The sequence below is a fragment of the Xanthomonas sp. 60 genome, assembly GCF_011761925.1.
The window spans coordinates 286,456-312,541 of the sequence record NZ_JAASQW010000003.1 but is presented as its reverse complement, the minus strand read 5'-3'; the positions used below and the strand labels follow the sequence as shown (position 1 = coordinate 312,541).

The 26,086-nt window shown below is 69.1% G+C and carries 21 protein-coding genes; 10 read left to right on the top strand and 11 right to left on the bottom strand.

All coding sequences use genetic code 11. From position 1 onward, the window contains the following. The first annotated feature begins 142 nt into the window (after positions 1 to 142). Positions 143 to 637, top strand: coding sequence for a hypothetical protein (locus FHY09_RS08340; protein ID WP_166926061.1), 495 nt, complete (start codon positions 143 to 145; stop codon positions 635 to 637). A 99-nt stretch (positions 638 to 736) separates the two neighbouring features. Here the strand turns inward: FHY09_RS08340 and FHY09_RS08335 are convergent, their stop codons facing one another. Further along, positions 737 to 1,486, bottom strand: a complete 750-nt coding sequence (locus FHY09_RS08335) for a ferredoxin--NADP reductase (protein WP_166926059.1) — start codon at positions 1,484 to 1,486, stop codon at positions 737 to 739. A gap of 142 nt (positions 1,487 to 1,628) precedes the next feature. Here FHY09_RS08335 and FHY09_RS08330 point away from each other — a divergent pair, with 142 nt between their 5' ends. The 4 genes from FHY09_RS08330 to FHY09_RS08315 all read left to right on the top strand — a co-directional run bounded on the left by FHY09_RS08330 (position 1,629) and on the right by FHY09_RS08315 (position 5,247). Continuing rightward, entirely contained in the window at positions 1,629 to 2,540 is a 912-nt protein-coding gene (locus FHY09_RS08330) for an ABC transporter ATP-binding protein (RefSeq protein ID WP_456362763.1), read from the top strand. After that, positions 2,537 to 3,337, top strand: coding sequence for an ABC transporter permease (locus FHY09_RS08325; protein ID WP_166926057.1), 801 nt, complete (start codon positions 2,537 to 2,539; stop codon positions 3,335 to 3,337). The genes FHY09_RS08330 and FHY09_RS08325 overlap by 4 nt, the downstream gene beginning before the upstream one ends. Positions 3,338 to 3,412: 75 nt before the next feature. After that, entirely contained in the window at positions 3,413 to 4,351 is a 939-nt protein-coding gene (panE, locus tag FHY09_RS08320) for a 2-dehydropantoate 2-reductase (protein ID WP_166926055.1), read from the top strand. Beyond that, entirely contained in the window at positions 4,348 to 5,247 is a 900-nt protein-coding gene (locus FHY09_RS08315; RefSeq protein WP_456362744.1) for an NAD-dependent epimerase/dehydratase family protein, read from the top strand. The genes panE and FHY09_RS08315 overlap by 4 nt, the downstream gene beginning before the upstream one ends. Positions 5,248 to 5,251: 4 nt before the next feature. Here the strand turns inward: FHY09_RS08315 and FHY09_RS08310 are convergent, their stop codons facing one another. Next, positions 5,252 to 6,067: a TatD family hydrolase gene (locus FHY09_RS08310; RefSeq protein ID WP_456362743.1), complete on the bottom strand. Its 816-nt coding sequence runs from the start codon at positions 6,065 to 6,067 to the stop codon at positions 5,252 to 5,254. A 68-nt stretch (positions 6,068 to 6,135) separates the two neighbouring features. On the opposite strand from FHY09_RS08310, the gene hrpB reads away from it, so the two are divergent. Together hrpB and FHY09_RS08300 are read left to right on the top strand one after the other, a co-directional pair. After that, on the top strand, positions 6,136 to 8,640 hold the full coding sequence (hrpB, locus tag FHY09_RS08305) for an ATP-dependent helicase HrpB (protein WP_166926053.1): 2,505 nt from the start codon (positions 6,136 to 6,138) through the stop codon (positions 8,638 to 8,640). 127 nt (positions 8,641 to 8,767) lie between these two features. After that, the gene (locus FHY09_RS08300) at positions 8,768 to 9,163 is read left to right on the top strand and encodes a hypothetical protein (protein ID WP_166926051.1); all 396 of its coding nucleotides are present in this window, start codon (positions 8,768 to 8,770) and stop codon (positions 9,161 to 9,163) included. A gap of 100 nt (positions 9,164 to 9,263) precedes the next feature. Here the strand turns inward: FHY09_RS08300 and FHY09_RS08295 are convergent, their stop codons facing one another. Next, positions 9,264 to 9,848, bottom strand: coding sequence for a pseudouridine synthase (locus FHY09_RS08295; protein ID WP_456362742.1), 585 nt, complete (start codon positions 9,846 to 9,848; stop codon positions 9,264 to 9,266). 78 nt (positions 9,849 to 9,926) lie between these two features. Beyond that, entirely contained in the window at positions 9,927 to 10,781 is an 855-nt protein-coding gene (locus tag FHY09_RS08290; protein ID WP_166926048.1) for a class I SAM-dependent methyltransferase, read from the bottom strand. A 172-nt stretch (positions 10,782 to 10,953) separates the two neighbouring features. Between FHY09_RS08290 and FHY09_RS08285 the strand changes: the two genes are divergently transcribed. Then, positions 10,954 to 11,910 (top strand): aldo/keto reductase, encoded by a 957-nt coding sequence (locus FHY09_RS08285; protein WP_166926046.1) that lies wholly within the window; start codon positions 10,954 to 10,956, stop codon positions 11,908 to 11,910. A 1-nt stretch (position 11,911) separates the two neighbouring features. Here FHY09_RS08285 and FHY09_RS08280 read toward each other — a convergent pair whose 3' ends face one another. Further along, the gene (locus FHY09_RS08280) at positions 11,912 to 14,098 is read right to left on the bottom strand and encodes a hypothetical protein (protein ID WP_166926044.1); all 2,187 of its coding nucleotides are present in this window, start codon (positions 14,096 to 14,098) and stop codon (positions 11,912 to 11,914) included. Between the two features lie 107 nt (positions 14,099 to 14,205). Beyond that, positions 14,206 to 15,108, bottom strand: coding sequence for a LysR family transcriptional regulator (locus FHY09_RS08275; protein ID WP_166926042.1), 903 nt, complete (start codon positions 15,106 to 15,108; stop codon positions 14,206 to 14,208). A 105-nt stretch (positions 15,109 to 15,213) separates the two neighbouring features. On the opposite strand from FHY09_RS08275, the gene FHY09_RS08270 reads away from it, so the two are divergent. Beyond that, positions 15,214 to 16,449, top strand: coding sequence for an MFS transporter (locus FHY09_RS08270; RefSeq protein WP_166926040.1), 1,236 nt, complete (start codon positions 15,214 to 15,216; stop codon positions 16,447 to 16,449). A 76-nt stretch (positions 16,450 to 16,525) separates the two neighbouring features. Next, positions 16,526 to 17,329, top strand: coding sequence for a 2,5-didehydrogluconate reductase DkgB (gene dkgB, locus FHY09_RS08265; protein ID WP_166926038.1), 804 nt, complete (start codon positions 16,526 to 16,528; stop codon positions 17,327 to 17,329). A gap of 48 nt (positions 17,330 to 17,377) precedes the next feature. Here the strand turns inward: dkgB and FHY09_RS08260 are convergent, their stop codons facing one another. From FHY09_RS08260 to FHY09_RS08240, 5 genes are all read right to left on the bottom strand, one after another. Further along, positions 17,378 to 20,092, bottom strand: coding sequence for a bifunctional acetate--CoA ligase family protein/GNAT family N-acetyltransferase (locus tag FHY09_RS08260; protein WP_166926036.1), 2,715 nt, complete (start codon positions 20,090 to 20,092; stop codon positions 17,378 to 17,380). Positions 20,093 to 20,171: 79 nt separating this feature from the next. Beyond that, positions 20,172 to 21,539, bottom strand: a complete 1,368-nt coding sequence (gene mgtE, locus FHY09_RS08255) for a magnesium transporter (RefSeq protein ID WP_166926034.1) — start codon at positions 21,537 to 21,539, stop codon at positions 20,172 to 20,174. 342 nt (positions 21,540 to 21,881) lie between these two features. Next, the gene (locus FHY09_RS08250) at positions 21,882 to 25,223 is read right to left on the bottom strand and encodes an ankyrin repeat domain-containing protein (protein WP_166926032.1); all 3,342 of its coding nucleotides are present in this window, start codon (positions 25,221 to 25,223) and stop codon (positions 21,882 to 21,884) included. Then, the gene (locus FHY09_RS08245; protein WP_166926030.1) at positions 25,216 to 25,476 is read right to left on the bottom strand and encodes a YcgL domain-containing protein; all 261 of its coding nucleotides are present in this window, start codon (positions 25,474 to 25,476) and stop codon (positions 25,216 to 25,218) included. The genes FHY09_RS08250 and FHY09_RS08245 overlap by 8 nt, the downstream gene beginning before the upstream one ends. A 166-nt stretch (positions 25,477 to 25,642) precedes the next feature. Then, positions 25,643 to 26,080 carry an excinuclease ATPase subunit gene (locus FHY09_RS08240; protein WP_166926028.1) on the bottom strand — a complete coding sequence of 146 codons (438 nt, stop codon included), beginning with the start codon at positions 26,078 to 26,080 and terminating at the stop codon, positions 25,643 to 25,645. Positions 26,081 to 26,086 lie beyond the last annotated feature (6 nt).

Genomic DNA, 26,086 nt, shown 5'->3' with positions numbered 1-26,086 from the left:
GATGAACCACCAGGCAACAGCATCTGAAAAGATGCAGCGCATCGCTTGTGCTTGTAGAGGTTGTTCGGCTACTGGCAGTGGATCAAAGGTTAGGTTTAAGATTCAGCGAGCCAGATCAAGCAAAGGGCGTGGGTAGTCAAGGATGAAATATTTACCGCTGTTGGAAATGGCTTTTTGTGTGATTCTGATTTACCTCATTCCTGAAGGTATTTACCAGGTAACCAAGCGGCGCCTTGGGCTCGATCAGTCCCCCTTTCGAAAGTTCATCGTCACAAACGTAAAAGGATTTCTGTTCGGCAGTGTCGTAACGCTGCTTTTTCTCTTCGCTTTTGGTGTCTCCTATGAGGATTTCACCTCTGGTACTGTCCGAAAGCTTGCTGATGTGACGCGGCGGATGGTCGGCATGGATTCTGTGGCAATCTGTGTGAGACGCTCGAGGGAGAGATTCCGCTACGACGCCCGGGATTTCTTGGAAGCCTCCGCTTCTTTTCAGCCGTTCGGAAGGACTTTGGAGGAACGGGAGTTGCTTCTGTCCGAAGGCTGGCGGCTAATCATGCTTCCCCGTAGTCCCGGTTCTGAAGACACCCCTGAGGCGCTTTACCATCAGGCTTTGACTGCACATTGCAGCAGGAAATAGCTGCTCGAAGGCGGGCTGCCTGAGCGCAAAAGTTTTTCAGCCACAATGCTGCCTGAAAACTGTAAAGCTGAGCCTTGAGGGCCATGCATCGCCTGACCCTCACTTGCTCGAAACGTACTTCTCCCGCCGCACCTGCGGATTCCCCAATCCCGCCTCCTTCAGCGCCTCCACGCAGGCATCCACCATGTCCGGGTTGCCGCACAGGTAGGCGATGTCCCGGGTCACATCCAGTGCCAGCCCGGCCAGCTGCTGCTGCACATACCCGTGGCGCACGTCGGCTGCGGGATGCTCGGGCAGCTCGCGTGACAGGCACGGCATGTAGCGGAAGCCCGGGTGCGCGGCGGCGAAGGCCTCGAAGTCTTCGCTGTACAGCAGCTCGGCCGGCGTACGCGCACCCTGCAGCAGCACCACCTCCACGCCCCGGCGGGTCATGGCCTCGGCCAGCAGGGGCAGCATGGAGCGGTAAGGGGTCACGCCGGTACCGGTGGCGATCAGCAGATACCGGCCATTGTGGTCGCCAGCGTTCAGGCAGAACCGCCCGTAGGGACCGCTGGCCATGAGCTGGCCACCGATCTCCAGGCCCTCGAACAGCGCCGTGGCGGCCCCGCCGGGGACGAAGCTCACCGCGATATCCACCGCCTCGCCCGGCCCCAGCGCGTGGTCGTGGATGGTCGCCAGCGAGTAACTGCGCTTGGTTTCCGTGCCATCGGCGTAGTGGAAATGGACCTGGATGAACTGGCCGGGCTGGAAATCCAGCGGCTGGCCGTCATCGCGGAGGAACTGGTAATGGCCGACGGTCGGGGCCACCATGCGGCGGCCGACCAGCTTGAGGGGGAATTGGACTGGCACGACGATGGGAACAGTGTGTAGCCGGGGCAAGCCCGCGAGGGGATCTATAATAGCGGTCCCTGCCCCACTCCATGCGCCTTGCCCGGGCGCGAAGGCTTCGAGCTTGGCTTCCCTGAACGACAACACCGCACCTGCGCTGCGCGTGCGTGACCTGCGCAAGACCTACGACAACGGCACCACGGCGCTGAAGGGCGTCTCACTGGAGGTGGCTCCGGGCGATTTCTTCGCCCTGCTCGGCCCCAATGGGGCCGGCAAGTCGACCCTGATCGGCATCGTCAGCTCGCTGGTGAACCTCAGCCAGGGCCAGGTGGAGGTGTTCGGCACCGACCTGGTGCGCGAGCGCAGCGCCGCCATGCGCCTGATCGGCCTGGTCCCGCAGGAGATCAACTTCAACCTGTTCGAAAAGCCGTTCGACATCCTCGTGAACTACGCCGGGTTCTACGGCGTGGAACGCGCCGAGGCGGAGAAGCGGGCCGAAGAAGAGCTCAAGCGTTCGCACCTGTGGGAAAAGGCGCAGGTGATGAGCCGCACCCTGTCCGGCGGCATGAAGCGCCGGCTGATGATCGCCCGCGCGATGATGACGCGGCCGCGCCTGCTGATCCTCGACGAGCCGACCGCCGGCGTGGACATCGAGATCCGTCGCGACATGTGGCGCGTGCTCAAGGAGATCAACGGCTCGGGCACCACGATCATCCTGACCACGCATTACCTGGAAGAAGCCGAGCACCTGTGCCGCAACCTGGCCATCATCAACCATGGGCAGATCGTCACCCAGGGGCCGATGCGCGAACTGCTGGCCAAGCTGGACGTGGAAGGGTTCCTGTTCGATATCGATGGCGCGCTGCCGTCCGAACTGCCGCAGATCGAAGGCGCCACGCTGACGGCCATCGACGGCCACACGCTGGACATCGACATGCCGCGGGCGATGGACCTCAACCGCGTTTTCGCCGCGCTCAACGCCGCGGGCATCCGCGTGCGGTCCATGCGTACCAAGAGCAACCGCCTGGAGGAGCTGTTCGTGCGCCTCACCGGCACCCCGGAGAATGTGGCATGAGCAGCACCCCGACCCCCGTCCTGACCGATGCACAGCGCAACCGGATCGCGCTGAAGACCGTGGTGCGCCGCGAAGTGGCGCGCATCCTGCGCATCTGGGGCCAGACCCTGGTGCCGCCGGCGATCACCATGACGCTGTACTTCCTCATCTTCGGCGGGCTGATCGGCTCGCGCGTGGGCGAGATGGGCGGCTACAGCTACATGCAGTTCATCGTGCCCGGACTGGTGATGATGAGCGTGATCCAGAACAGCTACGGCAACATCAGCTCATCGTTCTTCGGTGCCAAGTTCGGCCGCCACGTGGAAGAGCTGCTGGTCAGCCCGATGCCGAACTGGGTGATCCTGTGGGGCTACGTGGCCGGCGCCGTGCTGCGCGGCCTGATGGTCGGAGTCATCGTGCTGATCATCGCGATGTTCTTCACCCCGGTGCGCATCCCGCATCCGCTGATCACCCTCACCACCGTGCTGCTGGGCGCCACGATCTTCTCGCTGGCCGGTTTCATCAACGCCGTGTACGCCAAGAAGTTCGATGACGTGGCCATCGTGCCGACCTTCATCCTCACCCCGCTGACCTACCTCGGCGGCGTGTTCTATTCGGTGAAGCTGCTGCCGGCATGGGCCGAGGCCGCCACGCACGCCAATCCGATCTTCTACATGGTCAACGCGTTCCGCTACGGCCTGCTTGGTACCAGCGACGTGCCGATCTGGGTGGCGTATGCGCTGATGCTTGGTTTCGTGGTGGTGCTGACGTTCGTGGCGCTGTGGCTGCTGCGCCGTGGCGTGGGCATGCGGAGCTGACCCATCCGCGCACGGATTGACTGAGGTGGACTCCCGCCGGGCGTGGCCCGGTGCTAGCGAAAAGGCGAGACAGAAATGCGCATCCTGATCCTCGGCGCCGGCGGTACCGGCGGTTATTTCGGCGGCCGCCTGGCGCAGGCCGGCGTGGACGTGACCTTCCTGGTACGCCCCCCGCGTGCCGAGCAGCTGCAGCGCGACGGGCTGGTGATCCGCAGCCCGCTGGGCGATGCGGCCTTCCCGGTGCAGCATGTGACCGCCGCGGACCTGGGCGCGCTGGCAGCGCAGCAGCCCTTCGATCTGGTCATCCTGAGCTGCAAGGCCTACGACCTGGACAGCGCGATGGAGGCCATCGCGCCGGCCGTCAGCCCACGCACCAGCGTGCTGCCGATCCTCAACGGCCTGCGCCACTACGCGGCGCTGGACGCGCGCTTCGGGCGCGATGCGGTACTCGGCGGCCTGTGCTTCATCAGTGCCGCCAAGGCTGACGACGGCGCCGTGCTTCACCTGGGCAAGGCCGCGAAGCTGACCTTCGGCGAGCGCGACGACATCGGTCTCAGTGCGCGCGTCAACGCCTTCGCGGCAGCCTGCGTGCAGGCAGGCGTGGAGTTCACCGCCAGCGAGCACATCGGCCGGGAACAGTGGATCAAGTACACCTTCCTCACCGCGCTGGCGGCGGCGACCTGCCTGCGCCGCGCCGACATCGGCACGATCCTGGCCAGCAGGGACGGCGAGGCGCTCCTGCGCGGGCTGTACGCCGAGTGCGTGGCGGTCGCTGAAGCGGAGGGCGAGCCCGTTCCGCAGGCCGCGCAGGACACCGCGCTGGCGACGCTGACCCAGGCCGGTTCGCCGATGAAGGCGTCGATGCTGCGTGACCTGGAAGCCGGCCAGCAGGTGGAAGCGGCGCATATCGTAGGTGACATGCTGGAGCGGGCGCGGGGCTTCAACCAGCACGCCCCGCTGCTTGCCCAGGCCGATGCGGATCTGCAGGCCTACCAGGCGCAGCGTCCGGTGTGACCGACCTGCCCGCCCGCGTGCTGATCCTCGGCCTGGGGTTCAGTGGGCGCGCCATCGCACGGCACCTGCAGGACCGCGGCATCGAGGTGTCGGGCACCGTGCGTGATCCGCAGGCCGCCCCGGCCGACGGTCTGAAGCGGCACCGCCTGAACGACGATGCGACCCCTGATGCGGCGCTTTGCAGCGCCCTGGCCATGGCCGAGGCGGTGATCAGCAGTGTGCCGCCGGACGCCGCAGGCGACCCCGCGCTGCGCCGCGTGCAGGCGCACCTGCAGGCGAGCACCGCGTTGCGCTGGGTGGGCTGTCTCTCCTCTACCGGCGTCTACGCCGATCGCCGGGGCGGGTGGGTGAACGCAGACTCGGCCGCCGATGCGACCGGCCCGATCGCCCTGCAACGACGATCTGCCGAGGCCCAGTGGCAGGCGCTCGCGCGCGATCGCGGCATCGCCTCGGCCGTGTTCCGGCTGCCCGGCCTGTACGGTCGCGGCCGCAATGCGCTGGTGCAGCTCGCCGAGGGCCGCGCGCGGCACGTGGTGCGCCCCGGCCTGGTGTTCAACCGCCTGCACGTGGAGGATGTCGCAGGCGTGGTGCTGGCAGCGCTGGCACGGCCGGAGCGCGATGCCGTGTATCTGCCCAGCGATGATCTTCCCGCGCCGTCGCAGGACGTGCTGGCGTACGCCGCCGCGCTCAGTGGCTGGCCGATGCCGCCCGCGCAGGCGTGGGATGATCCATCACTGAGTGCCACCTTGCGGCGCTTCTACGCGAGCAGCAAGCGCATCGACAGCCGCCAGACGCGCGAGCGGCTGCAGTGGCAACCGCGTTTCCCCACTTACCGCGAGGGACTGGACGATGCCTGGAAGGCCGGCGACGGCGCCGGGTCCGTCCGGGCCCGCTGAGCGCTCAGGCCGGCAACCGGAAGAACGCGCGCGTGGTGGCCGTGGCATGGGCCGCTGCCACCGCCACCGGCTCCCCACGGTCCCGCGCCAGTTCCTCCACGATGTGGGCCAGGAACATCGGTTCGTTGCGGCGATCCTTCGGCATCGGGGTGAGCGAGCGCGGCAGCAGATAGGGTGCATCGGTCTCGATCATCAGGCGGTTGGCCGGAATGTGCTTGACCAGCTCCCGCAGGTGCGCGCCACGGCGTTCGTCGCAGAGCCAGCCGGTGATGCCGATGTACCAGTCCTGGTCAAGGTAATCGAACAGTTCCTGGCGCTCGCCGGTGAAGCAGTGCACCACGGCCGGGCCGATGCGTCCTTCGAAGTTCTTCATCTGCGCCATGAAGTCCGCATGCGCGTCGCGCTGGTGCAGGAACAGCGGCTTGCGCGCACCGTCGGGCGCCACCACGTCCGCGGCCAGCTGCAGCTGGCGTTCGAACGCGCGGTGCTGGGCCGGGCGCGGTGCGAAATCGCGGAAGTAATCCAGTCCGCATTCGCCGACCGCCACCACCTCGGCATGGGCGTGCAGTGCGCGCATTTCGGCGTCGCACTCGTCGGTGTATTCAACGGCGTGGTGCGGGTGCACGCCGGCGGTAGCGAACAGCACGCCGGGATGCTGCTGCGCCAGCTGCAGCGCCAACGGCGAATGTTCGCGGCTGGCACCGGTGACGACCATCTGCACCACGCCGGCCTCCCGCGCGCGCGCGAGAACGGCATCGCGGTCGCGGTCGAACGAATCGTGGGTGAGGTTGGCGCCGATATCGATCAGGGGCAGGGTCATCGTGGAACGCGGTGCAACGTGGGGACGCCATTGTACCTGCCGCTCCTGCCGCCCCTTATCCTTGTGCCATGACTGCTCCGCATTTCCCCATTTCCATGCTGTTGCCGCAGGTGCTCGCGCACCTGGCCGATCATCCGCGGCTCGTCCTGGAGGCGCCGCCCGGCGCCGGCAAGACGACCCAGGTGCCGCTCGCCCTGCTGCATGCGCCGTGGCTGGGCAGCCAGAAGATCATCGTGCTGGAGCCGCGCCGGGTGGCCGCGCGCAGTGCCGCGCAGTTCATGGCGCGGCAGCTGGGCGAGGACGTCGGCGGCACCGTCGGCTACCGCATCCGCTTCGAGAACAAGGTTTCGGCGCGCACGCGCATCGAGGTCGTCACCGAAGGCATCCTCACGCGCATGCTGCAGGACGATCCCCTGCTGGAGGGCGTTGGTGCGCTGCTGTTCGATGAGTTCCATGAGCGCCACCTCAGCGCCGATCTCGGCCTCGCGCTGGCGCTGGATGTGCAGGCGCAGCTGCGCGAAGACCTGCGCCTGGTGGTGATGTCGGCCACGCTGGACGGGCAACGCCTGGCTGGCTTCCTGGACGCGCCACGACTGAGCAGCGAAGGCCGCAGTTTCCCGGTGGAGGTTTCGCACTTTCCTGCCCGCCGCGACGAATCGCTTGAACTGCAGGTCCGTCGTGCCGTGCAGCAGGCCCTGGCCACGCATCCCGGCGATGTGCTGGTGTTCCTGCCCGGGCAGCGTGAGATCAGCCGCGTGATGACCGGGCTGCAGGACACCCTCGATGCCACGGTGGAGGTGCTGGCGCTGCATGGCGAGCTGCCGGTGGAACAGCAGGGCCGCGTGCTGCAGCCGGCCGGCGACGGCCGCCGGCGCGTGGTGCTGGCGACCAACGTGGCCGAATCCTCGGTCACCCTGCCCGGCGTGCGCGTGGTGATCGACAGCGGACTGGCGCGCGAGCCGCGCTACGATCCCAACAGCGGGTTCACGCGGCTGGACGTGGTCAACATCGCGCAGGCCTCGGCCGATCAGCGCGCGGGCCGTGCCGGCCGCGTGGCCCCCGGCTGGGCGTGGCGGCTGTGGCCGGCCTCGCAGCGGCTGGACGCGCAGCGCCGCGCGGAGATCGAGCAGGTGGAGCTGGCCGCGCTGGCACTGGAACTGGCGGCGTGGGGCAGCAGCGACCTGCGCTTCGTGGATCCCCCGCCTGCCGGTCCGATGGCTGCGGCCCGCGAGCTGCTGCAGCGGCTGGGTGCGCTCTCGGGCCCGACCACCGTCACCGCGCTGGGCCGCCGCATGCTCGCGCTGGGTACGCATCCGCGCCTGGCGGCCATGCTGCTGGCGCCGCGCGACGGGCCGGGACAGGCACTGGCCGCCGACATCGCCGCGCTGCTGGAAGCGCGGGATCCGCTGCGCCAGGGCGGCGATGCACTGGCCCTGCGCTGGCGCGCCCTTGCCGCGCTGCGCGCCGGTCGCGTGCCGCCCGATGCCAACCGCAGCGGACTGGCCGCCATCGATGCCGCCGCCCGGCAATGGCGCCGCCGCCTTCGTTGCGAAGCCGCTCCCCCCACCGGCGTGGAAGCGCACCGGATCGGCGACCTGCTCGCGCATGCCTTTCCTGACCGCATCGCCTTCCGGCATCCCGCCGATCCGCTGCGCTATATGCTGGCCAATGGCCGCAGTGCGCGCCTGCACGAGCTCAGCGACCTGCGCGGCGAACCGTGGCTGGTGGCCAGCGAGCTGCGCCATGAGGGCCGCGACGGCCTGCTGCAGCGTGGCGCACCGGTCGATGAAGCGCATCTGCGCGCGGTTTTCCCGGATCGCTTCGTCACCACCGATGAGGTGCGCTGGGATGCCGGGCGCCGCGCGCTGGTGGCCCTGCGCGAAACCTCGTTCGACCGCATCGTGATGGACAGCCGCTCGGCCGGCCGCGTGGATCCCGCGCAGGCCGCGCAGGCGCTGGTGGCGGCGGTCGGCGAGCTTGGCCTGCAGGTACTGCCGTGGACCGATGCACTGCGCCAGTGGCAGGCCCGCGTGGAATCCCTGCGCAGCTGGATGCCGGAACTGTCGCTTCCGGACTGCAGCGACAGCGCGCTGCTGGCCACGCGCATGCAGTGGCTGCAGCCGGCGTTCGAAGGCATGACCCGGCTCGACGCTTTGGATGAAGCGCGCTTTGGCGAGGCGTTGCGCGGGCGGCTGGCGTGGGCGCAGCGACAACAGGTCGATCGGCTGGCACCGCAACGCATCGCCGTGCCCTCCGGCCAGGAACGTGGCATCCACTATGCGCTGGACGGCGAGACGGGCGCGCCCGCGCCGCCGGTGCTGGCCGTCAAACTGCAGGAACTCTTTGGCCTGGCCGACACCCCACGCATCGCGGAAAGTCGTATTCCGCTCACCCTGCACCTGCTCTCCCCCGGCGGACGTCCGCTGCAGGTGACGCAGGATCTGCGCAGTTTCTGGGCCAGTACCTATGCCGAAGTGCGCCGGGAGATGAAGGGTCGGTACCCGCGTCACCCTTGGCCCGAGGATCCCTGGACGGCATCGGCGACCCACCGGGCCAAGCCGCGCGGCACGTGAGGTCTGTGCCGATGGCAGCCAATCCTGAACAGACGCACGCTGCAGGCGCGTGTGGCGTCATCGACTGACGCGCCGTTTACAGCCACCGCGCGACACTGGAGCTCGACCCGAGGCAAAGGACCCCAGCATGAGCCGATTGACCGTTATCACCGACCGCGCCCTTGAGCGTGCCCTGGATCTGGCCCACAGCGCGGGCGACGGCCTGAAGCACGCCGGCGACAGCCTGGGCGGCGGCCTGCGCCACTTCGGTCCGACGGCCAGCGACTGGCTGAAGACCGGTGCCGCGCTGGGCGCGGTGAAGACCGGTGGCCGCGTGGCCAGCAAGGTGGTCCGCCGCAACCCGGCGGTGACCATCGCGGCAGCCGCCGTGGGTGTCGGCCTGCTGGGCTACGCGCTGTACCGCAAGCAGAAGAAGAAGCAGGGTGGCCACGTCCTGGACGGCCAGGCCAAGCGCGTGGCGGCGCAGAACCGTCGCGACACCACGGTGACCGATGAGCACAGCGACATCGGCAGCGATGCCTGAGCGGCGCGGACGCTCCGGCGTCTGAACCCCCGGCGGTACCTGCAGCATGCGAAGGGCACGGCACACGCCGTGCCCTTCGTTGTTTCCAGTCCGGCACGCGTCAGCGCGTGCGGCGGCCGTGGCCGGCGAGGCCCGTCATCAAGGCCGCGTCTGCTTCCGCCCATTGGCCCGGCTGCAGATCATCGAGCCGGTACGGGCCCATTGCCACGCGCACCAGGCGCAACGTGGGCAGTCCGACGGCAGCGGTCATGCGCCGCACCTGGCGGTTGCGTCCTTCGCGCAGGGTGACGGCCAACCACGCATCGGGCACGGTCTTGCGGAACCGCACGGGCGGGTCCCGTGTCCACAAGGCGGGAGGCGCCATCGGCTCCACGCGTGCCGGCAGGGTCGGCCCGTCATTGAGCGTGACGCCGTGCCGCAGCTGGTCCAGCGCGTGCTCATCCGGGTCCCCTTCCACCTGCACCCAGTACGTCTTGTCCGCCTTGTGCCGCGGATCAGTCAGCCGATGGGCGAGATTCCCGTCATCGGTGAGCAGGAGCAGGCCTTCGCTGTCGTGGTCAAGCCGCCCCGCCGCATAGACCGCGGGCGGCAGTCCGTAGCCTGCCAGCGTAGGCCGCGGCGGCACGCTGCGGTCGGTGAACTGGCAGAGCACGTTGAACGGCTTATTGAACAGGATCAGCGCCAACACACGGGCCTGGGGAGGATGGCCTGCAAGTCTGACGCATCGCGCCCTGCACGTCACAGGGCGCGAGCACCCAACGCCTCAGGCCTTGGGTTTGACGAAGCGCAGCGTCATGCGATCACTTTCGCCTATGGCCTGGTATTTGGCCGCATCGGCCTTCTCGTGCTGGTTGCTCGGCGGCAGCGTCCACACGCCGTTCGGGTGGTCCTTGGTGTCCTGCGGGTTGGCGTTGATCTCGCTGCTCGCCTGCAGCTGGAAGCCGGCCGCCTGTGCCATGGCGATCACCTGCTGCTGGCCGACATAGCCGGTGCCGTCGTCGGCCGGAACATCGGCGTTGGCGCGATGCTCGACCACGCCCAGCACGCCGCCGGGCTTGAGCACGTCGAAGAAGCCCTTGAACATGCCTTCGGCCTGACCGGCCTTGCGCCAGTTGTGCACGTTGCGGAAGGTCAGCACCACATCGGCCGAGGCGGCCGGGCCGAACACCGGGCGCGCCGGGTCATAAGCGACGAAGGTGGCCTTGTCGAACTGCGCCGGCGCGGCGGCGAATTTCTGCTCCAGGCCGGCACGGCTGCGCTGCTGGAACTCGCGCCCACGGCCCTCGGCGACGGCACCGGGATCCACCACGGCGGCGACGTACTGGCCTTTGCCGCGCAGCAACGGCGCCAGGATCTCCGAATACCAGCCGCCGCCCGGGGTGATCTCGACCACCGTGCTGCCCGGCTGTACCGTGAAGAAGGAGAGCGTTTCCGCGGGGTGGCGATAGCGATCGCGGACGATGTTGGCCGGATCACGCGTACCGGCCTTGACCGCAGTGGCGATGGCGTCGCTGACCTGTATCGGCGCCTGTGCGGGCGCCGCGGTGGGCGTGGCCGCCCATGCCGGCGCTGCCAGCAGGGAGGCGGCGAGAACGAGACAGCACGTGCGCGAGGTCATGACGTTTTTCATCTCTGGTATCCGGCAAGGGTTGGCTGCAGCCTAGCAGGCTTCGCGGCGCGCGACCCGTGAGCGCCGGGGCGGGACGGAACACAGTTTTGCAGCCGCTGCCGCATCGCGGTCACAGGGCGCGCTCTATGCTGATCCATCCGCAACCACGTGAGAATGCGCCATGACCACCCTTCGGGAACTCGGCCGCTCCGGCCTGCAGATCCGCCCCATCGCCTTCGGTGGCAACGTGTTCGGCTGGAGTGCCGATGAGAAGACATCCTTCGCGCTGCTGGACGCCTTCGTCGATGCGGGCTTCAATCTGGTGGACACCGCCGACGCCTACTCCGCCTGGGTGCCGGGCCATCACGGCGGTGAGTCCGAGACGCTCATCGGCCGCTGGTTCGCGCGCAGTGGCAAGCGCGACCGCGTGGTGCTGGCCACCAAGGTGGCGAAGTGGAGCGAGCGCCCCGGCCTGTCGCCTGACAACATCATCGCGGCGGTGGACGATTCGCTGCGGCGCCTGCAGACCGATGTGATCGATCTCTACCAGGCGCACGAGGACGATGAGTCGGTGCCGCTGGAATCCACCCTGGCCACGTTCGCGCGGTTGATCGAGCAGGGCAAGGTGCGTGCGATCGGCGCGTCGAACTACAGCGCGGCCCGCTTTGCCGAAGCGCTGCAGGTTTCGGCGGATTACCAGCTGCCGCGTTACGAGACGCTGCAGCCGGAGTACAACCTCTACGACCGCGCCGGCTACGAGCGGGAACTGGAGCCGCTGGTGGTGCGCGAACAGGTGGGGGTGATCAGCTACTACGCACTGGCCAGTGGTTTCCTCAGTGGCAAATACCGCACGGCCGAGGACGCCGGCAGAAGCAGTGCGCGCGGGGCGACGGTCGTGCAGCGCTATCTCAATGCACGCGGTACCCGCATCCTGGAGGCGCTGGACGATGTCGCCGCCCGCCACCGGGCCCAACCGGCGCAGGTGGCGTTGGCGTGGCTGATCGCACGGCCCTCGATCACCGCCCCGATCGTCAGCGCATCGTCGGTGGACCAGCTGCAGGAAATCCTCGCTGCGGCATCGCTGGTGCTTTCCCCGCAGGACATGGGCGCGCTGGAACAGGCCAGCGAAGGCACCTGAGTCACGTCGGAGGCGGCAGGAAGACCAGATCCTGCTCCTCCAGCATCTCGATCAGTTCCAGTGCTTCATAGGGGACGCCCGCGCGCAGCCCATAGTCCAGCAGGAACGCCTGGCTGTGGCCGCGTGCAGGCTGCAGAGTGAGGGTGTGCTGGTCCTGCGTGTCCGACTGCAGGGCCAGGGTGCCGATACGGCCGGCAGGGTCGCGGTGGATCAGGGTGTCGCCCACGATCATGAAACTGCCGGGGAACATCCGTGCCTCCTGGTCCGTGCCCGGGATGCGTATTCCCCTCACCCGCAGCAGGGACAGTTCCGGATTGTGGGCCTGCACATCGTACTGCTTCCGCCCACACCAACTGGCCTGTTCGCTGACCTGCAGGTTCTGTGCGTGCGTCAGCAGCGCGCCGTCCGCACTGCCCCGCAGCAGACGTCGCCCGGAAATCCGCTGCACGCCCTCGGCAAGGAGTTCAAGCGTGGCGCCGGAAAGTACGTAGCCGGACTGCGTATCGGCCACAGCCACGTGTCCTGGCTCATCTTCAGTCACATCCAGCCAGCCGACCTTGACCCCGCGGCACACGGCGCCGGCATCGTTGAGGAAGTACGCCAGCACGGTGCGATTGGATCCATCCCACTGCGGAACGGACAGAACGCGGAACGTGTTGGGTTCCAGGTGGGGCGCGGCCGTCCGGGGCGGGTGACGCACCGGGTGCGCGGGGCTCACCGCGACGGTCATGGTCGAATAGGCCATGTCGCCACCGAGCGGTGCACGAGGCCCTGACGTCTCACCGGCATGGAGCGCCGTCGGCGTTGCATGACGCACCACGGGAATGGCCTGCCGGGCCGGTGGCATCCGATGCGGCAGAAGATGGGCCTGCACCCAATGCACGGCGCCGGCCACCTCCGGCACGCGGACCTTGATCGCATGGGTCAGGCTCGCGGCCTGCTCCGGTGGTGCGCAGTACGTCAGCCCGCGCGCATCCATCACCCCGTGCTGGAGCTGTCGCGCCACCGCACGTTCGGTCTGGTAGGGCACGCAGTGGCGAATGACCTTCGACACGGGGTCGGGTGCAACCGCCGGCGTGCGCACGGCGCTGCGTCCCGCATGGCTGGTGGCCGAATGCGTGCGCACGCCGTCTGCCAAGGCTTTGCCGCCATCCGCATGGCCCTTCCGACGCACGCTGGCGGCACCTGCGGCGGCCTTGCCAGGCCTGCTCTTGGCAACGGAAGTACTTTCCTTGTTCGAGGACGGTGATTGCAGGCCCAGGCGGCTGACGGCAAGGCGCCGGTGGGACTGTGCCGGGCCGTGACGGGGCGCCGTATGGCCGCTGCCGCCGGGTTTGCCTGCCCCGCCAGGACGGTGCGGCGGACGGGGCCCTTTGCGGCGCCCCGCGCAGACGCCCGACAGGAGCGCGACGTCCCCGGCCGGGCACGGTGCGGAACGCTCGCGCCGGGCTGCCGCGGTCGCCGGAAAGGCCTGCTGCAGAACGGCGCCGACACGGTCTTCAGGGTCGTGCACACGGGGCGGCAGGGGCACGGAAGCAGGCTCCGCGGGAGCCCGGCCGGCGGTGCTGTGGGCATTGCAGACACGGCGCAGCGTACCCCACGTGTCCAGCATGGCGCGTACCCTGCGCAGCCATGTCACGCTGGTCACGTCGTACCCTGCGCGCGGTGCGGGGGCGCCACACTGGGCCTGGTGCAGCAGGGCGCAGGCCGCCAGCGCCAGGACCAGCGGCTCGTGATCGGGCACGTTCTGCAGCAGGTCGTTCACCCCCTCCCCCAGAGTTCCCGCCACCAGCCGGGCTGCCTGACCCAGCGCCAATCCCGCCAGGGGCAGACGGTGGAGTGCGGCAGACAGATCGCCCCGCAGCGCGTCGCGGAGACTGGCATGGAGGGCCGGCGCCAGCAGCATCATCGCGACACCTGGCACCTGCGTGTCCGCCACCTGCGTGGCACGCGCGGCGCAGAGCGTGGCGGCCCAGTCGATCAGCTCCGTTCCAAGCAGCGCCAGCTGGGACGGGGGGCCGGAGGGGATGTTACTGGCCTGCGCCGCCTGCAGCGCGGCGTCACCATTGCCAACCTGGGTCGGTGGCCTCCACGGGCGTATCGGTACCAGCGCGCGCAGCGCGTTGGCCGCGTTCATCGGTCCGGCGCAGCCGCTGCGCGGACAGGGGGCGAAGGACAGGGGCAACATCGCGGCGGTCCGCTCCGGCAGGCAGCCGCTGTGGGCCGCGGAACGACGACAGTAGTGGATCCGGGCGCGCGCCCTTTGCAGGAAACGCTCAGCGTCGAGGCGCACGCTCAGGGCAGGAACGGCGGTCCCTGCATGGCCTCGGCCAGCACGTCCACGAACGAACGCACTCGGGCCGACACGGCACTGTTGCGGTAGTACACCGCATGGATCGGCTGGTGCACCTGGAGGGTCTGCGCGTCCAGCACGGGCACCACTGCGCCCGTCAGGCGGTCGGCGTGGATCAGGAAGTCGGACAGGCAGCTGATGCCCACGCCTTCCACCACCAGCCGGCGCAGCGTCTCGCCGCTGGAGGCGGCGATGTGGGGGCGCACGCGCAGCTGGCCGTCGTCATCGCCGGGGAGCGGCCAGCGGTTCAGTGACGCAGGCTCGTTGAAGCCGAGCAGTGTGTGCGCAGAGAGCGCGCCGACGCTCGTGGGCGTGCCGTGCTGGCGCAGGTACGCCGGACTGGCGACCAGCCGCAGCCGGCTGCTGCCCAGCCGTTTGGCATGCAGCGACGAATCGGCCAGTGGCCCGATGCGGATGGCCAGATCGGTGCGTCGCTCGAGCAGGTCGATGTAGCGCTCGGAGCTGTTCACTTCCAGCGCCACGTCCGGGTACTGCGCGCGATAGCGCCCCACCAGGGGCGCGATGACATGCAGGACGAAGGGCATGGCCGCGTCCACGCGCAGTCGGCCGGCGGGGCGTTGGCGACGCAGGGCCATCTGCTCCTCGGCCGAATCCACTGCGCCGACGATCTGCCGCGCGTGCTGTACGAACAGCTCGCCCTCGGCGGTGAGGTGCAGGCGGCGCGTCGTGCGCGTCAGAAGGGTGGTGCCGAGCTTGTCTTCCAGGCGGGCCAGCGCGCGGCTTACTCCGGAGGGCGTCTGGCCCAGCTGCTCGGCGGCGGCGCTGAGCGTGCCGCTGTCGATCACCGCCAGCAGCGTCTGCATTTCATCCAGCGTGGTCTTCATGCCGCCATTATTGACCATACGGCACAAGTGAGTGACCCATTGGCGGCTTTTTCGGCAAGGATCCACGGCGCAGACTGCGCACCTTCCTCTTCTGCCGGACCTGCCATGACCCGCGGCCTGCCTCTCGCCCTGCTTGCGCTTACGCTGGGTGCCTTTGCCATCGGCACCACCGAGTTCGTCATCGTCGGACTCATTCCCACCATCGCCGCCGACCTGCAGGTCAGCCTGCCGTCCGCCGGCCTGCTCGTTTCGCTGTATGCGCTCGGGGTGGCGATCGGCGCACCGGTGCTTACCGCCCTGACCGGGCGTGTACCGCGCAAGACCCTGCTGGTCGCCCTGATGCTGGCTTTCACCGTGGGCAACCTGGTGGCGTGGATGGCCCCGGGCTATGCCGCCCTGATCATTGCGCGCCTGCTGACCGGCCTGGCCCATGGCGTGTTCTTCTCCATCGGTTCGATCATCGCCACCTCGGTGGTGCCAAAGGAGAAGGCCGCCAGCGCGATCGCCATCATGTTCACCGGGCTCACCGTGGCCCTGGTGACCGGCGTGCCACTGGGCACCTTCATCGGCCAGCACCTGGGCTGGCGCGCGACCTTCCTCGCCGTGGCGGGGCTCGGCGTGGTGGCACTGCTCGGCAGCCTGCTGTTCGTGCCGCGCGCGTTGCCGATGAGCACCCCGGCGCGCTTCCGGGAACAGCTGGCGGTGCTGGCGCAGCCGCGGCTGCTGCTGGTGTTTGCGATGACCGCACTGGGATACGGCGGCACGTTCCTGTCCTTCACCTATCTGGCGCCGATCCTGCAGCAGGTCACCGGGTTCTCGGCCAACGCGGTCAGTGGTGTCCTGCTGGTTTACGGTGTGTCGGTGGCGTTCGGCAACCTCTGGGGTGGCCGCCTGGCCGACCGCCTGGGCCCCGTCTCGGCGTTGACGCGCATCTTCGCGCTGCTGGCCCTGGTGCTGTCCGCCCTCACCTTCACTGCCTACCTGCCGTGGACGGTGCTGTTGACCGTGCTCGCGCTGGGTGCGGTGGCCTTCGGCAACGTGCCGGGCCTGCAGGTCTACGTGGTGGCCCAGGCGCAGCGGTTCGCCCCGCAGGCGACGGATGTGGCGGCCGGCCTGAACATCGCCGCGTTCAACGTGGGCATCGCGCTGGGTGCCTCACTTGGCGGGCTGGTGGTGCAGCACCTCGGGTTGATGCATACGCCCTGGCTGGGTGCGCTGGTGGTGCTGGGCGCCCTCGCACTGACCGTGCTCAGTGGCCGCCTGGACCGCCTTGACGCGGCAGCGGCCGCACTGGACGCGCTGGCGCCTGCCCCATCGGGCCTTGCACACGCTGACACGTGAACGCGACAGGCTGTTGCCCGAGCGCCCACATGCCCTGCCCTACCCTGCCTGCATCCCCCCACGCTGGAGATTTCCCATGACCCTTCCCGCCTTTGGCCTCGGCACGTTCCGGCTCAAGGACCAGATCGTGATCGATTCGGTGCGCAATGCCCTCGACGTCGGCTACCGCGCCATCGATACCGCTCAGATCTACGGCAATGAAGCCGAGGTCGGCCAGGCCATCGCCGAATCCGGCGTGCCCCGTGACGAGCTGTTCCTCACCACCAAGGTCTGGATCAGTTCATTCACCCGCGATGCGCTGCTGGCGAGCCTGCGCGAAAGCCTGCGCAAGCTGCGCACGGACCAGGTGGACCTCACGCTCATCCACTGGCCCTCGCCCGACGATGCGGTGCCGATGGAGGTCTATCTCGGTGCCCTCGCCGAGGCCCGCGCCGAAGGCCTGACCCGCGCCATCGGCATCTCCAACTTCACCATCGCGCAGACCCGGCGTGCGATCGACATCCTGGGTGCGGACGCGATCGCGACCAACCAGATCGAGATCCATCCGTACCTGCAGAACCGCCTGCTGGTGCGCTACCTGCAGGAACAGAACATCCCGGTCACCGCCTACATGAGCCTGGCCTATGGCGAGGTGCTCAAGGACCCGGTGATCCAGGCGATTGCCACGGGCCATCAGGCAACACCTGCACAGGTCGCACTGGCCTGGGCGCTGCAGCAGGGCTTCGCCGTGATTCCCTCCTCCACCCGGCGCGAGAACCTGGCCAGCAACCTGCAGGCGGCCTCGCTGCGGTTGACGGACGAGGACATGGCCCGCATCGCCACGCTGGAACGCGGGCACCGGCTGGCCAATCCGGACGGCATCGCGCCGGCCTGGGACTGAGATCGGCCTGGATGCGGTGGCCGTGCGCGCGCGTGGCGCGCGCACGGCCTAGTCCAGCAACTGCGCGGGCACCTGTTGCACCGGCAGGCTGACCAGCATCACCGTGGAATCGTCCGGATCGAGACGGGTGTTGAAGCCAAGGCTCTGGCACATGGCGATCATGGTGCTGTTCTCGCGCAGCACCTGGCCTTCCACCACGTCCAGCCCCAGCCAGCGGGCATACTCGATCATGATGGTCATCAACCGCCAGCCGATGCCGTGACCCTTCAGGTCCGAACGGATCAGGATGCCGTACTCACCGCGGTGGTAGTCCGCATCCGCATGCAGGCGCACCGCGCCGAGCATGTCGCCGCTGCGTGGATCGATCGCCACCAGGGCGATGGAACGCGCGTAATCGAGCTGGGTCAGGCGCGCGATGAACTCGTGGCTGAAATGCTTGACCGACTGGAAGAAGCGCAGACGCAGGTCTTCATCGGTCACGCGCGCGAAGAAGCTGCGGAACAGGGCATCGTCCTCGGGCCGCACCGGGCGCACGAATGCCGTGCTGCCATCGGAGAGCTGCAGTGTGCGCTCCCATTGCTTGGGATACGGGAACACCGAGAACCGTGGATGGCCACGGCCCTTGTGCAATATCCGCGACGGCGCGATGGCAACGCGCGCATCGAGCGCGAGAATGCCGTCTCGATCGGCGAGCAGCGGATTGATGTCCAGCGTGCGGATCTCCGGGATGTCGGCAGCGAGCTGCGCCAGTTTGACCAGCGCCAGGGCCACCACGCGTTCGTCGGCGGCGGGCACATCGCCATAGGCCTTGAGGATGCGCGAAACGCGGGTGCGGCCGATCAGTTCGTGCGCCAGCCGCAGGTCCAGCGGCGGCAGCGCGAGCGCCTTGTCGTTGATCACTTCCACGGCGGTGCCGCCGCGACCGAACACGATCACCGGCCCGAAGGTGGCGTCGTCGGCGATACCGGCGATCAGCTCGCGGGCCTTGGGGCGCACGATGGTGGGCTGCACCAGCAGGCCGTCGATGCGCGCATCCGGACGCTGCTCGCGGGCGCGGGCGAGGATGCCATTGGCCGCGGCCTGCACTGCTGGCAGCGTGGCCAGGTTCAGGCGCACGCCGTCGACCTGCGACTTGTGCGGAATGTCGGGCGAGAGAATCTTCAGTACCACGCTCGCACCGGCCTCGAGCAGCGTCTGTGCGTGGTCCATGGCTTCATGGGCATCGCGCGCATGCATCACCGGCGCTGAGGGAATGCCGTAGGCCTGCAGCAGCGCGTGGGTCGCCAGCGGATCCAGCCACGGCTGCCCGGCCGCCAGCGCCGCGTCGACGATCGCACGCGCGGCCGCGGTATCGACGACGAAATCCTCCGGCAGGCTCGGCGGCGTCTCCATCAGCGCGTTCTGTGCCTCGCGGTACCGCACCAGGTGCTGGAAGCCGCGCACGGCCTCGGCTTCGGTGGGATACGTGGGCACGCGTGCGGCGTTGAGAGTGGCGGTGGCGCTTTCATCGTTGCCCAGCCACACGGCGAAGATGGGCTTGTCGCGCTGGTGGCGGGGACGCTGGCCTAGCGTGCGGGTCAGCGCCTGCGCCGCATCGGCAGAGGAGGTGAACGCGGTGGGCACGTTGACCACCAGCAACGCATCGTTCTCGGTGTCGGCCAGCAGCGCCTCGATGGCCGCCGCGTAACGGTCGCCGTCGGCGTCGACCACGATGTCCACCGGATTGGCGCGAGACCAGCCCTGCGGCAGGACCTTGTCCAGCTGCTGCACGGTGGCCTCGGAGAGCCCGGCCAGGGTGCCGCGCAGTGCCGCCAGCTGGTCCACCGCCAGCCGTCCGACGCCCCCCCCGTTGCTCAGCACCGCCAGCCGGCGCCCGGGGAACGTGCCCAGCCGGCCCAGCGTTTCGGCGGCGGTGAACAGTTCGTCCAGTGCGCTCACGCGCAGCAGCCCGGCGCGGTTGAACGCCGCGCCATAGACATCGTCGGCGCGGGCCAGCGCCTGCACATGGGTGTCACTGCCGGGGACGATGCGCTCGGCACGACCGGATTTCACCACGACCACGGGCTTGGCGCGTGCCGCCGCCCGGGCGGCCGACATGAACTTGCGCGCGTCCTTGATCTGTTCGACGTAGAGAAGGATCGCGCGGGTACGGTAATCGGTGGCGAAGTAGTCCAGCAGGTCACCGAAATCGACATCCAGCGTGTCTCCGAGCGAGACCACGGCGGAGAACCCCACCGAGCGCGCGACGCCCCACTCCACCAGCGCCGCCGCGATGGCGCTGGACTCGGAGATCAGCGCCAGGTCACCGGCCTGGGGCGCATGCGCGGCGATGCTGGCGTTGAGGCGTGCGTGCGGTGCGATCACGCCCAGGCAGTGCGGACCGAGGAGGCGCAGGCCCTTGGCGCGCGCGGCCGCTTCCACCTGGGCGGCCAGCGAGCCGGGACCTTCACCGAGGTGCGCGGTCAGGATGATCGCCGCGGCCACGCCGAGGGCGGCGGCCTCGGCGATGACCTGCGGCACGATGGCCGCCGGCGCGGTCACCACCACCAGCTCCGGCACCCAGTCCAGGTCCTTCAGCCGCCGCGTGGTGCGGATGCCATCGATCTCCGCATGCCGCGGATTGACCCACGCCACCTTGCCGGCGAAGCCCGCGCCCCGCAGGTTGCGCATCACCGCACGGCCAGCGGAGCGCTCGCGCGGACTGCCCCCGATCACGGCAACCGACTGCGGACGGAATACAGACTGCAGGTGGTAGGTACTCATGCTCCAAGCATAAAGGGGACGGAGGGGATTGAGTCGGCCTCGCGCGCACGTTGCGTGCCTGTCCCCCCCCATTGTCCTTTCAGAGGAGGGTGCCGTGGAGGATGGCGGCGGCGATGCTGAAGTAGATGACCAGACCGGTGACGTCCACCAGCGTGGCGACGAACGGGGCCGAGGCGCTGGCCGGATCGAAGCCCAGGCGCTTCAGGGCGAACGGCAGCATCGAGCCGGACAGCGAACCGAAGGTGACGATGCCCACCAGCGCCGCGGCCACCGTGGTCGCCAGCAGCAGCCAGTGCTCGCCGTAATCGTGCAGTCCGCCGAGTTGCCAGATGACGATGCGGATCATCGCCAGCGTGCCCAGGATGGCCCCGAGCACCATGCCGGTCGGCACTTCGCGCAGCGCCACGCGCCACCAGTCGCGCAGCCGCAGTTCGCGCAGGGCCAGGCTGCGGATCAGCAGCGAGGTGGCCTGCGAACCGGAGTTGCCGCCGGAACTCATGATCAACGGGATGAACAGGGTCAGTACCACCGCGCGCGCGAGTTCATCTTCGTAATGCTGCATGGCGCTGGCAGTGAGCATCTCGCCCAGGAACAGCACGCTCAGCCAGCCGCCGCGCTTGCGCAGCATTTCCACGAAACCGATCTGCATGTACGGCTTCTCCAGGGCCTCCATGCCGCCGAACTTGTGCGCGTCTTCCGTCGATTCTTCGATCAGTGCATCCAGGACGTCATCCACGGTCACGATGCCGAGCAGCCGCCGCTGCGCATCCACCACCGGAATCGCGAGCAGGTCATGGCGACGGATCAGCTGGGCGACCTCTTCCTGGTCCATCAGCGGATCCACCGTGACCGGCGCATTGGTCTGCGCCACGTCGAGGATGGATGCTCCGGGCTGGCCGGTGATCAGCCGGCGCAGCGTCACCACCTGCTGCAGCTGCGCGCTGGCCGGGTCGAGCACGTAGATGGCGTACACCGTTTCGCGCGTCCGCTCGACGTCGCGGATGTGCTGCAGCGTCTGCGCCACCGTCCAGTCCGCCGGCACGCTCACGAACTCGGTGGTCATCAATGCACCGGCGGTGTCCGGGGCGTAGTTGAGCAGGGTCTGGATCACCTGCCGCGCCTGGATGCCGATCAGCGGCAGCAATTGCTCGCGCTCGGCCGGCTCCAGTTCAAGCACGATGTCGGTGGCGCGGTCATCGGCCATCAGGCCCAGCAGCGCCGCCGCGCGGACGCGCGGCAGGCGCGAGACAAGGCGGCCGGCCCGGTGCAGTTCAGGCGCTTCAAGCAGTTTCACGGCACGCGGCAGCGGCAAGGCGGCAAGGGTGTCGGTGGCGCGGTCAAGCGTGAGCGTGTTGAGGAATTCCACCGCATCGGCGGTGTTGCAGCCGGCCAGGGGCGCGGCGAGGGCTGCGTCAGCGTGTGCGCGCAGCATCTGCTTCTGGTTCATTGGATCTGCCTTCGTGGTTGCAGGAGCAACGCCAACGCAGGCAGCCCCCCGTCAGGCGGTCGCCTTCGCTGGCGTCGATCGAGGTCGACTTCGACTGTCGCTGGACATGGGGTTGGACTCCGGAAGGGTATGCAGGCAACGGACGCACCGGGATCGGCACGGCGTCGACTGCGCTGCCGGCGGTGCGGCAGCGGTGGGCAGGATGGACCTGGGAGGTTACCGGGTCAACCCCGGAGGCGGGCGCTACCCACCGTCGGTCAGCGGCGGTATGGGCAGCACGCTTGGCGCTGACGATGCCACGTCGATGCAAGCCAATGCACTGGCCGGGAGCGCGTGGCCCCCTTACTCGCGGAGGAAGCGAGCCATTGAAGACACGCCCGGTACGCGCGGTTCGAACTCGGCGGCCACGTCGATGAAGCCGCGCATCACTGCGATATCGCGTGGACTGCGGTTGAGCGTGTCGCGTGCGTCCGGGTCGGCACCGGCGCGCAGCAGCCGCTGCACCACCTGCAACAGGCCATGCAGCGCAGCCAGATGCAGCGGACCGAACCCACGCGGATCGCGCACGTCCAGCGCCACGTCTTCGTCGAGCAGGCGTTCCAGGCCCGCCAGCACCACCTGCTCATCGCAGGGCGTGCCGGGCTCGGCACGCGCCCCCAGCAGCAGCAGCAGGGGGGTCACCGAGCCGGCGGCGGCCTTGTCCGCTTCCGCGCCGGCCAGCAGCAGGGTGTCCAGCAGAGCGAGCAGCCGGGAACGGTCACGCGCAGAGAAGCCGTACAACGTGGCGCAGTGCAACGCACCCAGCTGCTGCGCATCGCAGGCGTGGACGTTCGCACGCGCACCCAGCAGACGGCCGACGATGTCCGGCAGCCCCAGCGCGGAGGCCAGCATCAGCACGGTCACCCCGCCCGGCAGTCGATGTTCGATGTCCGCACCGGCATCAAGCAGCGCCGCCACGATATCCACCTGGCGCATGCTGACCGCCGCCGACAACGGCGTGGCGCCGCTGGCCGCCGCGTGCTGCGCATCGGCCTTGCGCGCCAGCAGCAGGTCAACCACCGCCAGGTGGCCACCACCGGCCGCGCGCAGCAGCGCCGTGCAGCCCTGTGCGTCCACCGCGTCCACCGCGAAGCCCAGATCGATCAGGCGACGGACCGCATCGACATCGCCGGCCATGGCCGCGGCGGGCAGATCCTGCGCGCGCAGCGTGCGGCGCGGCAGCGGCCACACCCGCCAGTCCAGCCAGTCGGCCAGGTCACGGCGACCGCTGGCCAGGGCGACGCCAAGCGGCGTCTGGCCATCGGCGGCGCGCGCTTCGGGCGAAGCGCCGTTCTGCACGAGCATCTTAAGTGCAGCTTCGCGACCGAGCGCGGTGGCCAGGTGCAGCGCGGTCATGCCATGGCTGTCACGGGCCTCGCGGTCCACGCCCAACGCCAGCAGCGCCTGCTGCAGACGCAGCCACCCCAGCCGCACGGACAGCGACAACGGGGGGTCGCCGGTCGGTGCCGCAGCGAAGGGATCCGCCCCGCGCTCGAGCAGTTCCAGCGCGAGCTGCTCCAGCCCACGGCTGGCATGGTCCTGCTGCACGCAGGCGACCAGCAGGCGGGCGAGGCCCCCACGGCCGGCCGGCGACACACCATGGCCCAGCAGCGCCTGCAGCGAAGGCACCGCATCGACACCGCGCGAGAGCAGCGCGAACATCGGCGTGTCGCCGCAGGCATCGACGACGTTGGCATCGGCGCCGTGCGCCAGCAGCCAGCTGACCGCGCCCGGATCCAGTGCGATGTCCGCTTCGTGCAGCAGGGCGCCCAGCTCCTGCGGCTGGCACAGCTGTGCCATCGGCGCCATGCCCTGCACATTGCCGAAGCCGAGCGCTTCGCGCAGCAGATCCAGCGGGGGACGATCCGGGAGCAGCGGTTCAACGCCGGCGCCTTCTTCCCCCCCGGGCAGGCCATCGCTGACCGCGGCGGGCAGCGGGTAGGCGGGGTCGAGCATCGCTACGATCGCCCAGCGGCCGGCGCCGGCGGCGTAATCCACGGCGCTGCGTCCCAGCGGATCGCGCAGGTCGGCCACTGCACCGAGCTGCAGCAGCCGACGCACCAGCAACGGCGACACTTCATCGGCCATCACGGCGAGCAGCAGGGCGTTGCGGCCTTCGGTATCCACTACGCCCAGGTCGGGGGCGTGCGGCAGCAGGTGTTCGATGACAGCGGTACGACCGGCCGCAGCCGCTTCCAGCAGCGGGGTGCGCCCGGCCGCATCGCGTGATTCCAGATTGGCCCCGGCGGCAACCAGCGCATCGATGATCGCCACGTGCCCGGCGGCGGCCGCTTCGTGCAGCGCGCTGCGGCGCTGGCGATCGCGCGCGTCGGCACGGGCACGGTGCTTGAGCAGCAGCTGCACGCCCACTGGATCATCGTCTTCGGTCGCCGCAGCGGCCAGCAGCACGGGCGTACCATTGGCCGGCTCGGCACGCGCACCGCGCTCGATGAGGAAGCGTGCCATGCGCCAGTTGCCTACTTGGCAGGCCACCGCGAGCGGCGACCAGCCTTCGTTGTTCAGTGCGTCGATCTCGGCAGCGGCATCGCGCAGCAGCGCGGCAACGCCGGGATCGGAGCTGCGCGCGGCATGGTGCAGCGGCGTATTGCCGTCGGCATCGGTGGCGCGCGCGTCGGCGCCGTTGGCCAGCAGGGTCATCACCGCTTCGGGGCGGCCATGCCAGCTGTCGCGCGTGGCGGCGAGCAGCGGGGTCATGCCCCGGTGCGGTGCGTTGACATCCACGCCGCGGGCGATCAGCTCGCGCAGCAGGCGCAGGTCGGGCAGCACCGCGGCGAGCACCGGCAGGTGACGCTGGTCGCGCCATTGCGGATCCGGCAGCTGGCGCGGGTCTGCGCCAGCCTGCAGCAGCTGCAGCGCGCGGTCCACACGGCCCTGCCGCGCCGCATCGTACAGCGCAGGGGTCAGTGCGTCCTGGGCCATCGGCTCCAGCGGCGTTTCGATGCGCTCGGTGGCCAGCGCCTCATCCCATGCCGGCATCGGCGTGGCGTTCGCCATGCCTGTCACGGCAGGACGCGTCGAGGCATCGGCGGGTTCGATGCGCTGCAGCAGCAGATGCAGGACCGGCGCGAGCACCATGTTGGCGATCACCGATGGCCAGCGCCAGGCAGCCGGCAGCAGGTCCGGCCAGGCCGGAACCAGCACCACCGCGCACAGCGCCAGCACGCAGGCGGCCACGCCCAGGCCACGCCATGCACCGAGCCCACGCCCGGCAAGCGCCGCCGCGTGCTGCGGCAACGTGCCCTGCACGCGCTCGACATCGCTCCACAATGGCCACGTGCGCCAGGCCGCCAGCAGGCCGATGCTCAACAACACGGCCAGGCCCAGCGCCGCGGCCAGACTGCCGCTCTCGCGCAGCGCCGCCAGCGGCCAGGCCATCAACAGTGCGACGGCAGCCGGGCCGATGGCCCACACCACCAGCAGCGCCGGGAGGTCTTCGCGCAGCACGATCGGCAGAGCGCGAACGCGGCGCGTGCCACGCGCCCACGAAACGGCCAGTGCGAACGCCGGCTGCGCCAGCACGGCGAGCAGGACGCCCGGCAGGCCACCGAGCGCAGCCGCGCAGGCCAGCAGCACACCCACGCCGAGTGCGAGGGCGACCGGCCGGATGGGCCGTGGGTCAGTCATAGTGGCGCGCCAGCATGGGGACCACGCTGGGCGGCACCTGCAGGAAGAACCCGTTGCGGGTCAGCTCGTCACGGACGCGCACCGGGTCGGCCACGGCCAAGCGGCGGTCCTCGGTCAATGCGACCTCGAGCACGAACTGCAACGGCCCCAGCGACTGCGCCAACGGGGCCGGCAGAACCTGGAAATCATCGCGGCGTGCGAGGTAGACGTAGGTGCCTTCTTTGCGTTGGCTTTTGTAGACGAAGGCGTGCATGCCAGCGGAATCACCCGTAAAGACATGATTGTGTAGGAAAGCCGTCACCGGCGAAAGGCGTCAACCGTGGTCGACGGCACTTTCGCAGGTGTCCCGGCGCGATCCGATCAGCAATGTGACGATGGCGTAGAGAACGCCCGCGTGTGGCCGACGTTGCGCACCCGCTTCAGCGGACCTTGGCGTAGGTGCCCTTCAGCGCGACGCCCGCCATCAGCGTACCGGCGTAGCACTCATAGTGGGTGGCGCTGCGGAACTCGTTGCGCTTGTAGAAGCTCACCACGTCCACCACGGCGTTCGCACCACGCGCCTTGGCACCGTCCTGCAGGGCGAGCAGGGCGGAAAGCGCAACCCAGCGGCATGCCTCTTCATCGCTCTTGTTGGCCGCGTTGGTCTTCTTGTTGGTGACATCCTCACCGAAGCGCTGCTCGACGCTGACCGGCTGCCCTGCCAGGTAGAAGCGGACGCTGCCGTCGATGCCGACTTCGCGTGCCTGTGGCGAGGACAGCAGCGCCTGCAGCGACTGCTCGACACGGGTATCGCGGGCCTGGGCGGTGGTGGTGGCGGCCAGCAGGCCAGCGGCGAGGAACAGGATGGAACAGCGCATCAACTC

What these genes read in the sequence shown, in the direction of transcription:
- FHY09_RS08245 (WP_166926030.1), bottom strand. Translation starts at nt 25,476, where the DNA reads ATGCACGCCTTCGTCTACAAAAGCCAACGCAAAGAAGGCACCTACGTC.
- dkgB (WP_166926038.1), top strand. Translation starts at nt 16,526, where the DNA reads ATGACCCTTCCCGCCTTTGGCCTCGGCACGTTCCGGCTCAAGGACCAG.
- panE (WP_166926055.1), top strand. Translation starts at nt 3,413, where the DNA reads ATGCGCATCCTGATCCTCGGCGCCGGCGGTACCGGCGGTTATTTCGGC.
- FHY09_RS08285 (WP_166926046.1), top strand. Translation starts at nt 10,954, where the DNA reads ATGACCACCCTTCGGGAACTCGGCCGCTCCGGCCTGCAGATCCGCCCC.
- FHY09_RS08290 (WP_166926048.1), bottom strand. Translation starts at nt 10,781, where the DNA reads ATGACCTCGCGCACGTGCTGTCTCGTTCTCGCCGCCTCCCTGCTGGCA.
- FHY09_RS08275 (WP_166926042.1), bottom strand. Translation starts at nt 15,108, where the DNA reads ATGAAGACCACGCTGGATGAAATGCAGACGCTGCTGGCGGTGATCGAC.
- FHY09_RS08340 (WP_166926061.1), top strand. Translation starts at nt 143, where the DNA reads ATGAAATATTTACCGCTGTTGGAAATGGCTTTTTGTGTGATTCTGATT.
- FHY09_RS08270 (WP_166926040.1), top strand. Translation starts at nt 15,214, where the DNA reads ATGACCCGCGGCCTGCCTCTCGCCCTGCTTGCGCTTACGCTGGGTGCC.
- hrpB (WP_166926053.1), top strand. Translation starts at nt 6,136, where the DNA reads ATGACTGCTCCGCATTTCCCCATTTCCATGCTGTTGCCGCAGGTGCTC.
- FHY09_RS08280 (WP_166926044.1), bottom strand. Translation starts at nt 14,098, where the DNA reads ATGTTGCCCCTGTCCTTCGCCCCCTGTCCGCGCAGCGGCTGCGCCGGA.
- FHY09_RS08325 (WP_166926057.1), top strand. Translation starts at nt 2,537, where the DNA reads ATGAGCAGCACCCCGACCCCCGTCCTGACCGATGCACAGCGCAACCGG.
- FHY09_RS08240 (WP_166926028.1), bottom strand. Translation starts at nt 26,080, where the DNA reads ATGCGCTGTTCCATCCTGTTCCTCGCCGCTGGCCTGCTGGCCGCCACC.
- FHY09_RS08250 (WP_166926032.1), bottom strand. Translation starts at nt 25,223, where the DNA reads ATGACTGACCCACGGCCCATCCGGCCGGTCGCCCTCGCACTCGGCGTG.
- FHY09_RS08310 (WP_456362743.1), bottom strand. Translation starts at nt 6,067, where the DNA reads ATGACCCTGCCCCTGATCGATATCGGCGCCAACCTCACCCACGATTCG.
- FHY09_RS08260 (WP_166926036.1), bottom strand. Translation starts at nt 20,092, where the DNA reads ATGAGTACCTACCACCTGCAGTCTGTATTCCGTCCGCAGTCGGTTGCC.
- FHY09_RS08300 (WP_166926051.1), top strand. Translation starts at nt 8,768, where the DNA reads ATGAGCCGATTGACCGTTATCACCGACCGCGCCCTTGAGCGTGCCCTG.
- mgtE (WP_166926034.1), bottom strand. Translation starts at nt 21,539, where the DNA reads ATGAACCAGAAGCAGATGCTGCGCGCACACGCTGACGCAGCCCTCGCC.